This window comes from Pseudomonas sp. B21-015, from assembly GCF_024749285.1.
In the GTDB taxonomy this organism is placed as follows: domain Bacteria; phylum Pseudomonadota; class Gammaproteobacteria; order Pseudomonadales; family Pseudomonadaceae; genus Aquipseudomonas.
The window spans coordinates 141818-152561 of record NZ_CP087196.1 but is presented as its reverse complement, the minus strand read 5'-3'; the positions used below and the strand labels follow the sequence as shown (position 1 = coordinate 152561).

Genomic DNA, 10744 nt, shown 5'->3' with positions numbered 1-10744 from the left:
GCCCAAACCGGGCGGCCGTCATGTATGCGCACACCTCACGGGTGACGATTTCGTCGTCGCACCGCATACTCGCCTGCGTTGGCCTATGCTGCTGACAGCATGACGCTGGTCCATTTCCGAGGGATGCTCAATGTTTTACGTGCAACGCGATGCGCAAGGCCAGTTAGTGCGCGTGGAAGCCACGGCCTACGCCGAGGCCACGGAAACGCTGCCGGCCGACCACCATGAAATCCAGGCCTGGTATGCCAACGAAGTGGTGGAGACCAGCCTCAAACAGCTCAAGCAGAGCGACCTGGAAATGATCCGGGTACTCGACGACTTGATCCAGGTGCTGACCCAAAAAGGCGTGATCCGCGTCACCGACCTGCCGCCGGCCGCACAAGCCAAACTCATGGACCGAACCCAGGCCCGCGAGGCGCTGGGCGGGTTGAGCCAGTTGATCGATGATGATGAGACGGGGTTGATCTAACGCCCCGCCTTCATTGTTGTTTGTGCTGACGCCTTCGCGGGCAAGCCTCGCTCCTACAGGATTTGTGTCGTGCCGCAATCGCGTGAACGAACGCAACTCTGTAGGAGCGAGGCTTGCCCGCGAAGGCGATCTTCAACTCACCACCGCTCTAACCTGCTAAACCTTGGCCCGAGCCTGCATCATTTCCGGCGATTCAAGGTGATCCAGCGCCCGCTCCACCAACAATTGCACACCATCGGCCATTCGGGTAAGCGCCAGGGCTACTGAGCGCCGTAAGCCTTCCACATCATCCGCCAGGTCGGCAGCGATTTTGAACATAAGAAATACCCTAGACAGTAAGTTGGAGCCGTCACCGTTCGCTTGCACGCGAATAGGGTGGCGGCCGTGCGCAGGTGTGCAAGACCGGGACTGTTTAGGACACCCAGCAGATCCGAGGATCTCCTGCGCGCAGCCGCCATAAAGCAGTGAACATCGAAATGCTCATTGAGGGGAATGGCAGCACGCTACCTAAACAGTTTGGTCGGACTTGCACGTCCGTGTCACCGATTATTCAGTGACAAAGCCAGACTAGACCTGAGTTTCGGCCGGAACAAGTTCACCAAAACCGCTACAACTTGAAGGAAATCTCCTAGGATCTTGCTACCAGAATAATCGGTGTCCGCACGGGCGCCATCGCGGGCAAGCCCGCTCCCACAGGGGGCAGAGGTGAACGCAGGATTGTGGTACCACACAAATCCTGTGGGAGCGGGCTTGCCCGCGATGACGGCATCAGCCTCACCGCCAAGGCTTCGGCTCACCAAAGAGTTGCCCCTGAACCCCATACAACCCCATCTCACGAATCACCGACAACTCCCCTGCGGTCTCGACCCGCTCGGCAATCAACGGCAAATCAATGCTGTGCGCCGCCCGCTGAATCGCCTCGATGAACAGACGCTTGTCGCTCTCCTGATCAATCGCCCGGATGTAACTGCCGTCGATCTTCAGATACGCCAACCCCAGCCGCGCCAGGTTGCCGATCATGCTGAAGCGCCCACCAAAACGCTGCAGACTCAGCGAGAACCCAAGCTCGCGCAAACGCCGCGTCAGTTGTTCCAGCACCGCCTGCTCGGGCAGTTGTTCTTCGCCGATTTCCAGGGTCAGGCGCGCCCCGAAACTCGAATGCTGACGCAGGATGTCGAACACTGTGTTCAGCGCCTGCGGATCCGCCAGTGTCGCCGAAGACAGGTTCAGCGCCAGCGACTCTTGATGGTCGGCCATCTGCTCAAGCACCCGTTCCAGCATCAAACGGTCCAGCCGCGCGGTCCAGCCGAAACGCTCGAGCCACGGCAGGAACCGCCCGGCAGGAATGGTCTGGCCCTGCTCGTCGAGCAGGCGCGACAGCACTTTGTAATGCAGCACGCACTGTGTGTCCTGACTGGCCACCACCGGCTGGAAGTACAGCTCGAAACGCTGCTGATCCAACGCCTCATCCAGCAAGGTATGCCAGGCATGGTGATCGTCACCAACCCGGGCCGGCACGCCCTGATCGAGACACGCCCAGCTCGGCTCGCCCTGACTTTCCGCCTGGGCCAGCGCCTGATCCGCCAGACCGATCACCGCTTGCGGCGAGTCGCCATGGGCAAACGGCGCCAGCCCGATCGAGGCCACCGAAGCCACGTCCGTGGCGCCCGTCGCATGCAAGCTCGCCAAGGCACTGTCGAGGTTGCTCGCCAGTTGCAGCGCTTCTTCGCGCACCAGCCCCGGCGCCAGCACGGCGAATTCACCGCCACGAATCCGCGTCACGAGGTTTTGGGTTTCCGGGTACTTGGCGCACTCGCGGGACAATTGCTCGCCCACAGCCTTGAGCAATTCATCGGTACGCTGACCACCCAGCCGCTGGTTCAACCCGGCCAGATCCTTCACCCGCAACAGCAACAGATAACCGGAGCTGGCCTGCTCCGGGTTGCTCACTCGTGCGTTCAATTGCATTTCGAAATAGCGCCGGTTGGCCAGACCGGTCAGGTTGTCCTGATAGGATTCGGCCCGCAGCTTTTCGCTGCGTTCGGCCTGTTCCTGAAACAGCGCCTTAAGCTTTTCGACCATCTGGTTCATGGCCTGCACCACCCGGCGCAGTTCCGGGGTACGCGGCAGTTCCGGCAGGCTGAGGAATTCCCGGCGAGCAATGGCGTGGGACTGCTTGACCATGTAATCCAGCGGCTTCAATTGCCGGCGCAGCAACAACGCGCCCAGCACCGCACTCACCGCGCCGCAGATCAACAACCAGCCAAGGCTGCCCAACGCGCTTTGCCACAGTTTGGCCAACGCGAACATCGGATGGCTGACCACCTCGACTCGCGCGGCCTGCTCCCAGCCACGGCTGACAAGGGCGTCGCCACCGGCCGGTTCCAGGCCGATCAGTTTGACGAACCAGTCCGGTACGTTGGTGACCGCCGGAATGCCGCTGCGCTCGACAATGGTCTTGTCGTTGGCCAGGTCGACCACACGGATGCTCGCGTAATAACCGCTGTCGAAGATCGAACTGACCAGCAACTCGACCATCGCCGGGTCGTCGATGTTCGGCGTCAGAGACAGCGCCAACGCCGTCGCGGCGTCCTGGGCGTGGGAGCGCAACTGGTTGACGTACTGGGTGCGCGAGCTTTCCAGACTGACCATGAAGCTGCCGGTGAAGGCGACCACCAGGAACAGACAGATAGCGATCAACAGCTGTTTGAACAAAGACATCTGAGCGCGTGCTCCTAGTTAGTCGTCTCGACCGGGAATCCTTCGGCCTGCATTTTCTTCAACACATCCTGCCAGCGGGACAGGCGTTTGGTGTCACCGACCTTTTTGTTGCCCTTGGCACCCGGTAACCACAACCCTTCGGCATTGAAAGAGTAGACCGGCAGCAAATCGGTTCGCTGGCTGGCGGGCTTGATCGCATCGATCAGGCTGTCGAGTACCAAAGGCATGGCCTCGGGGTTTGAGTAGTAGGTCAGGACCATGTGCGCGCGGTTCAGGCGCAAAGCCTTGACGTAGGTAATGCGCAGCTTGTCACTGGAGACACCGAGATGGCGCAGGCTGAAATACTTGGCGATAGCGTAGTCTTCACAATCGCCGGCGCCTTTCCACAAGGCTTCGATCGGGGTTTCCCAATAATCGACCTCGTGCCACAAGTCGATGTCTTCTTCGTAACGCATCTGCTTGTTGACGAATCGGTTGACCACGTTGAGCTGTTCCAGCTCGCCGATCTGCTTCTGCGTGGCCAGCAACTGCTGCCAGGCATCGATGCGCTGCTGCCCTTCACCCAAAGGCCCGTACAATGCCTGCGCACGACGGCTGATCAGCGAAAAATCCCAGTCGGCATGCAGCCCGCCCAGCATGACGCCGGCCAGCAGCAGTGCGCAGCATAGCCAGCGCAAAGTCCGAGGGATCGCGAAACGTACCGCCAATGCGAGGCATCCAGATCAGGCAGATGGAAATCTGCTTGATGGTGAAGGGTAGCCAACTAAAAGACAATGGCACGGTGAGATCACTGCGGGCACGCTAAACTTTGCATTGCGGGTGCAATAAAAAGATCGCAGCTTTGCAGGCGCTGCTGAAGGCTGCGATCTTTTGACTGTTTGACAACCCCTCAAGCAGTCTCTAGTGTCCATTTGGATCCAAGTATCTTCAGCCAAACAGGGTGCGTTTGTTGTGACACAGAAGCCCAACCCTCTCAGCAGCATCAAGGTCAACGGGCCGATTCCCGCTCATCTGGCACGCTCGGTGATCGAAGAAACCCTGCGCGCAGCCATTCTCGACGGCCGCATTCCCTGCGGCACCGCCCTGCGTCAGCAAGACCTCGCCGACCTGTTCGGCGTCAGCCGCATGCCAGTGCGCGAAGCGTTGCGCCAGCTCGAAGCGCAATCGCTGCTCAACGTGGTCGCCCATAAAGGCGCGGTGGTCGCACCGCTGGTTCAGGGCGATGCGGCAGAAACCTATGAGCTGCGAATCCTGCTGGAGTCCGAAGCCCTGCGTCGGTCGATCCCCCTGCTCGACGCCGCCGATTTCGAACAGGCAGCCCGCTATATCGACGAGCTGGAGACGGAACACGATTACACCGAGATAGGCCGGCTCAATCGCCTGTTTCACATGGCGCTTTACAACAAGGCCCCCAACCGTCGACTGCTGAGACTGGTCGAAGACGGGCTGAACGAAGAAGAGCGCTTCCTGCGCTTCAACCTGGAAGCCATGGGCTTGGGCAAACTGTCCCAGGAAGATCACCGCGCGCTATTGCGAGCCGCCGAAGAGGGGGACGTCGAGCACTCGGTGACGCTGCTCGAACACCACCTCAACCGGGGCGTCGAAGTCATCACGCGCTACCTCGAAAGCCCTGAGGCGCAACGCCGGAAAACCTCAAAGTAAAACCGCAGCGACAGCCCCGAGCGAGCCCATTGAGCGGCTCGCTTTCGTTTGCCGCGATATCGGGCTGATCCGCACCTGGGTTGCTCGACGAACAAATCTGCTTACAAAACCTCCTTTCGCTCACACCAGACCGTTGTGCAGCGACTTCCTCCCCTCCCCCAAAGCCCCTGTCACCCTCAAGCCCGATAATTGCACCGATCGGATCATGCGTCAGTGATAGCGACCGCAGTGAATTACGCTCACTCTTGTGCTGCCAACGAATAATGACGGGCGACGCACCGCACCCGCGGAGCAGTCCCCCGCAACAAGAACCTACGGAAGGAGTCTTGCCACGGGAAAGGAAGAACCGGCGTCACTCCCAGCCAACTTCCACCCCCCTCAGATCACATTAACGATCCAAGTAGACAGTTGCTTTGAGTGAGGCATTCACTCTTTATTTAAATTTTGGCTTATATAAGCCGAAAGGAGTAACTACGCCCAAATAAAACTTTATATAAAAGTCTTATTGAAACTTGTCGCACTCAAAAAAGTTAAACTTTAAATTAATAAAAAAATTACTTGCCGGCAACTTTGCCCGTGTATTAGTTTTTCTCCGCCGCCCATAAACACTGTGAGCCAGGCACTTTTTAGCAATTACGCACGCCTAAAAACATCAATTCAATTGAGGCCCCCGTTCGCCAATAGAAAACTTCAAGCCACCATCACTTATTGATCAACACCACCCTCAATGGCATTCCAGATCACTTATAGGCTCGCTCATGAAACCAACTAAAGACCGTCTTAATCAGAAGAAAGCAGAACTTAGTGCGCACCCGATCTTCTCTGAAATACATTCGTTATCGGTCCTTCAACGCTTCATGGAAACCCATGTGTTTGCGGTGTGGGATTTCATGTCGCTGACCAAGCGCCTGCAACAGGAATTGACCTGCGTTCAGCTACCCTGGCTGCCGCCGCAAGATCCGCAGGCGGCGCGGCTGATCAACGAGATCGTGCTCGGTGAAGAGTCCGATGATCGTCCCGCCCAAGGTCACTACAGTCATTTCGAGCTGTACCTGGATGCGATGCGCGAAGTCGGTGCAAGCACGGTCGCCGTCGAACGCTTCGTGGCGCTGCAAAAAGAAGGCGTGAGCTACGACGTGGCCTTGCAAAGCGTCGACGTCGACCCGGCGGCCGCACAGTTCGTGCGGCACACCTTGCACACGGCGTTGCATGCGCCGGGGCACAGTGTGGCGGCGGCGTTCCTGCATGGCCGCGAGAGCGTGATTCCGCAGATGTTCCAGCGAATTCTCGACGACTGGGGCATCGGTATCGAACAGGCACCGACCTTCCGCTACTACCTGGAACGGCACATCGAAGTCGACTCCGAGGACCACGGCCCGGCGGCGGAGAAACTCCTCGCCCGCCTGGTCGACGGCGATCCGCAGCGCGAAGAAGACGTCTACGCCAGCGCCATCGCCGCCGTGGAAAGTCGCATCGCCCTGTGGGACGGCTTGCGCCTGAGCATGAGCGAACCGGTTGCGGAGGTGAACGCATGAACGCCGCCGACTACCAATCCTTCGCCGACGCCTGGGAGAGCCGCGCGACCATTCGCACCCGTCCCCGGCGCATGTTGGAGAACGACGACAAGCTGATCTATCCGTTGAGCCGTCAACCGCTGGTGCTGAGCGAAACCTTCCTGCGTGAGTGCCCGGAACAACGGGACTTTGCCCTGGTGCAGACGCTCTACAAGTTCATCAACGACGTGGTGATTTTCGAAACCGAGATCGTCGACAAGACCGCCCGCAGCATCGCCAAAAACCGCTTCAGCGTGGCGTTCCCATTCGCCTGTCGCTACGACGCCATGACCGTGGTAGTGGACGAGGATTACCACGCCCTGGTGGCCATGGATTTCATGCAGCAGACCGTCGCCATGACCGGCATCGAGCCGATCGGACTGCCGGATGAAATCGAACTGAGCCGTGCCATTCCAGCAGCCGTGGCGCTCGCACCGGAGCACCTGCGCAGCGCCGTGGAGCTGATCTGCGTGGCCATCGCCGAGAACACCGTGACCGGCGATGTGGCGGCGTTCGCCAAGGACGACACGATCAAACAATCGATCAAGGGCCTGATGGCCGACCACTTGCTCGACGAGGGCCGTCACTCCGGGTTCTGGGCGCGGTTGGTGCGCATCTACTGGCACACCGCAAGCGAAGACGATCGCCAGTGCATCGCGCACATCCTGCCGGTATTCATCGGCCATTACCTGACCAATGACATTCAGAAATCCTTCGACTTCCGCTTGATCGACGCCTTGCAGATCAGCGACACGGCGCGTCGGGCACTCAAGAGCGAAGTGTCGGGGCTGGCCTTCCCGATCAATCGCCATCACCCGCTGGTCGCCAACATCGTGCGGTTTTTCCGCAGCAGTTCGCTACTCGATTCACCGTGCGTGCAAAGCGCCTTGAGCGACTACCTGGTTTAACGAGGAGAACATCATGAGACGTCTCGATATTTTGCTCATTGGGCAAAGCCAGGCTCTGACCGACCTGGCGCTGGAACTCGAACAACACGGTCATTCACTGGCGCGACTGGCGAATCTGGTGGAGCTGCCGCCAAGCACGTTTGATTTGCTGATCGACGATGCGAGCCTGCCGTTTCAGGACTTCGGCGATGCACCGCGCCTGACGCTGCAGCTGGGTGTCGGCGTGCCGGGCGCCTCAGGCCTGCCAGCATTGGACTTGCTGTGCACGTACAACTCGATGCAGCTAAGTCGCGTGCCAGTCGCCGAAGAGCTGTCCGGCAACGGCCAGGCATTGCGCCTGCGAGCGGTGGCCGATCTGATCGATCACGTGGCACTGCTGGTCAGCCGTTTCTCCCGGGATGCCGAGTATTTCTTGCAGGCAGAACCGATGGCTTCCGCGCACTTCGAGCAGGTGGAAAACCTGCTGTTTTTAGAGCGTCTGGCCTACGTCCATCAGCTCAACGCCACGGCTGAACCATGGTTGCTGCAACTGGCCCAGATACCGATGATCGAGCGGCTTGAACAACGCTTCATCCAGTCCGCCGAGCGGCCAGCACTGAACATCGCCGGTACGTCGCTGAGCTATCGGCAACTGCACGCCCACAGCCGCGCCATCCAACAGCGCTTGCAGCCGTTGCTCGATCGACATCAAGGACCGTTGGTAGTCGGGATCTGCCTGCCAAAATGCAGCGCGTTGTATGCGGGGATTCTGGCGATCCTGGGCAGCGGCGCGGTGTACCTGCCGCTGGAGCCAAGCCATCCACTGCAACGTCAGCAGTACATTCTGGAAAACGCCGGCGCGGTGTTGTTGCTGCATGACGGAGAACACCCGCTCAGCGAGACGATGCCTGGGCTGGACATCAGCCGCATCGACATCGGCGATGTAAATCTCGATCAACCCTTGATGCGCCAACGACCCGATCTCGACGCACCGTGCATGGCGCTCTATACCTCGGGCACCACGGGACACCCCAAAGGGGTGTTGCTCAGCCAGGCCAACCTCGCGCACTTCACCGCGTGGTACGCCGACTATGTGCAGCTGACCGAACAGAGCCGGGCGTTGCAGTTTTCATCCTTGAGTTTCGACTCATCGCTGATCGATATTTTCCCGACGTTGCTCCAGGGCGCCGAGCTGATCGTGCCCGATGAGGACCAACGTCGCGACCCGCTGCAACTGGTCGAGCTGATCCGTCACCAGAGGCTGAGCCACGCGTTTTTACCGCCCGCCCTATTAAGCATCCTGCCGCTGGATCAGTTGCAGGTCCTCGATCATGTGATGACCGGTGGCGATGTCTGCGAACCCTACGTGATCGAGCAACTGACCCGCCAAGGCAATCTCTACAACCTCTACGGCCCGACCGAAGCCACGGTGCTGATCACCGCGCGGCAACTGCGCACCGGCGACAGCAACCGGACCCTCGGTGCACCGATTGCCAACAGTCAGGTGCTGATCCTCGATGAGGACTTTCAACCGGTGGCCGAGCAAACCGTCGGTGAGTTGTACATCGTCGGCCCAGGGGTATGCATGGGTTACCTGAACAACCCGCAGCAGACTGCCGAACGCTATCTGAACCTGAGCCTGCCGAACGGCCAAAGCTTGCGAGCCTACCGCTCCGGCGATATGGCCAAATGGACCGCCGACGGTATCGAACTGTGCGGACGACGAGACAATCAGGTGAAGATTCGCGGCTTTCGGGTCGAGCCGGAAGAGATCGAACGCTGCCTGCGCGACAGTCAGCTATACCGCCAGGTGGCGGTGGTTATCGACCCTCATCGACGGATTCTGGCCTTTCTCGCGCAGCCTCAGGAAGAGCAACCCGGTGCTGCTCGCGAGGCATTGAAAGCCCACGCGATGCAGTGTCTGCCGGACTACATGCTGCCGACCGCCTGGACCGAACTGGCAACCATGCCGTTCGCCAGCAACGGCAAGGTCGACCGCAAAGCGCTGCTGGAATTGCCCGTCAGCGTGAGCGAAAACAGCCAGCGGCGCTTGCCCACCAGCGCCGACGAAGCGCTGTTGCTGGAAATCTGGGCCGAGCTGCTGGAGCTGCCCGCCAGCGATATTTCCACCGACGAAAGTTTCTTCAACCTCGGCGGGCACTCGATCCTGCTGTCGCGCATGCTCCTGCGTTTGCGCGAAGAGTTTGGCCGCAGTATCTCGATCAACCGCTTCATCGAACTGCCGACGATTGCGAAGCTGGCGACCCTGGTGCGCGGCTCCGGAACCGAGGAAGTGCTGAGTGAAAAAGCCCTGGCCGATGCCTTTCGTGAACTGGACATAGAGCCGTTACCGGTCAGCCGAATGGGCGATGTGCACAAGGTGATCGTCACCGGCGCCAACAGCTTTGTCGGTGTTCATATCGTCGAAGCTCTACTGGCCTGGGGCGCCAGCGAAGTGGCATGCCTGGTGCGCGATGGCGGCGGGCAGTCGGCAGCGCAACGCTTCGCTCAGGCGTTGCGGGAAAACCGTCTGGAGCATCTGGACCTTAGCCGGGTGCAGGTTTACGCGGCGGACATCACTCGCCCGCAACTGGGACTTGGCGAAGACGTTTACCAACACCTGGATCGCGAGTTCGGCGCGCTGGTGCACAACGCCGCCAACGTCAATCACGTCCTCGATTACGAGTCGTTGGCGCGGGATAACGTCGAGCCGATTTTCGAGTGCCTGCGTTTGTGTGAAGGACGCAGCAAGAAGATCTTCAACTTCGTCTCGACGCTCTCGGCGTCCAGCACGATTTCCGACGATGGTCGGGTGCTGGAGTTACCTGCCGCGCAGACGCCGCCGATCTACATCAAAAACGGCTACAACCTGTCCAAATGGGTCGGCGAGCGGATCCTCGAACGGGCGCGGGAGCGTGGGGTGCGGGTCAATCTTTATCGCCCTGGCAACATCAGTTTCAACAGCCTCACCGGTGTCTGCCAGCCCCACAAAAATCGTCTGATGCTGATGCTCAAGGGCTCGATCCAGCTCGGTCAGGTGCCGGAGTTCGCGCTGAATTTCGACCTGATGCCGGTGGACTTCCTCGCCCGTTTCATCGCCTTCCACGCCAGCCGTTACCAGGCCGAAAAAGCCGTGTTCAACCTGCACAACCCCGAGCCTCTGAGCTGGGACGCCTACGTGGCGTCCTTTCGCGAGGCCGGTCGGGAATTCTCCATGGTCAGCGTCGCCGACTGGCAGCAACAACTGGGCCGGGTCGACAGTGATAACGCGCTGTTTGGCGTACTGGGTTTCTATCTCAACGGCTTCGAGGAAGACATCGGCGACATCTCAATGATCGGCCACGACAACGCCCAGGCCGGCGTACGGCAGATGGGCGCGCATTACCCGGAAAAATCCCCGGCGCTGCTACGCCGCGGCTGCGACTACCTCAAAGAAATCAACTTCATCTGAT

7 protein-coding genes and 1 pseudogene are annotated in these 10744 nt (G+C 59.7%); 5 read left to right on the top strand and 3 right to left on the bottom strand.

The window, feature by feature from the left end:
* Positions 1–130 precede the first annotated feature (130 nt).
* On the top strand, positions 131–469 hold the full coding sequence (locus LOY38_RS00730; RefSeq protein WP_258698438.1) for a tryptophan synthase subunit beta: 339 nt from the start codon (positions 131–133) through the stop codon (positions 467–469).
* A 156-nt stretch (positions 470–625) separates the two neighbouring features.
* On the opposite strand, the pseudogene LOY38_RS00725 reads toward LOY38_RS00730, so the two are convergent.
* The 3 genes and pseudogenes from LOY38_RS00725 to lapG all read right to left on the bottom strand — a co-directional run.
* Positions 626–778, bottom strand: a pseudogene (locus LOY38_RS00725) (DUF6124 family protein); the annotation flags it as partial.
* A 465-nt stretch (positions 779–1243) separates the two neighbouring features.
* A complete protein-coding gene (gene lapD / locus LOY38_RS00720) occupies positions 1244–3190 on the bottom strand; it encodes a cyclic di-GMP receptor LapD (protein ID WP_258698437.1) in 1947 nt (648 codons plus the stop codon).
* A 14-nt stretch (positions 3191–3204) separates the two neighbouring features.
* The gene (gene lapG, locus LOY38_RS00715; protein WP_258698436.1) at positions 3205–3897 is read right to left on the bottom strand and encodes a cysteine protease LapG; all 693 of its coding nucleotides are present in this window, start codon (positions 3895–3897) and stop codon (positions 3205–3207) included.
* Between the two features lie 244 nt (positions 3898–4141).
* Here lapG and LOY38_RS00710 point away from each other — a divergent pair, with 244 nt between their 5' ends.
* The 4 genes from LOY38_RS00710 (at position 4142) to LOY38_RS00695 (ending at position 10743) form a co-directional block, all read left to right on the top strand.
* The gene (locus tag LOY38_RS00710) at positions 4142–4852 is read left to right on the top strand and encodes a GntR family transcriptional regulator (RefSeq protein ID WP_258698435.1); all 711 of its coding nucleotides are present in this window, start codon (positions 4142–4144) and stop codon (positions 4850–4852) included.
* A 758-nt stretch (positions 4853–5610) separates the two neighbouring features.
* Positions 5611–6387 (top strand): DUF3050 domain-containing protein, encoded by a 777-nt coding sequence (locus LOY38_RS00705; RefSeq protein WP_258698434.1) that lies wholly within the window; start codon positions 5611–5613, stop codon positions 6385–6387.
* A complete protein-coding gene (locus LOY38_RS00700; protein WP_258698433.1) occupies positions 6384–7313 on the top strand; it encodes a diiron oxygenase in 930 nt (309 codons plus the stop codon). Before LOY38_RS00705 ends, LOY38_RS00700 begins: the two co-directional genes overlap by 4 nt.
* A 13-nt stretch (positions 7314–7326) precedes the next feature.
* Positions 7327–10743, top strand: a complete 3417-nt coding sequence (locus LOY38_RS00695; RefSeq protein WP_258698432.1) for a non-ribosomal peptide synthetase — start codon at positions 7327–7329, stop codon at positions 10741–10743.
* Position 10744 lies beyond the last annotated feature (1 nt).

Excerpts from the sequence above, each read along its gene's own strand:
- LOY38_RS00705 (WP_258698434.1), top strand. The coding sequence starts at position 5,611 with ATGAAACCAACTAAAGACCGTCTTAATCAGAAGAAAGCAGAACTTAGT.
- LOY38_RS00730 (WP_258698438.1), top strand. The coding sequence starts at position 131 with ATGTTTTACGTGCAACGCGATGCGCAAGGCCAGTTAGTGCGCGTGGAA.
- LOY38_RS00700 (WP_258698433.1), top strand. The coding sequence starts at position 6,384 with ATGAACGCCGCCGACTACCAATCCTTCGCCGACGCCTGGGAGAGCCGC.
- lapD (WP_258698437.1), bottom strand. The coding sequence starts at position 3,190 with ATGTCTTTGTTCAAACAGCTGTTGATCGCTATCTGTCTGTTCCTGGTG.
- LOY38_RS00695 (WP_258698432.1), top strand. The coding sequence starts at position 7,327 with ATGAGACGTCTCGATATTTTGCTCATTGGGCAAAGCCAGGCTCTGACC.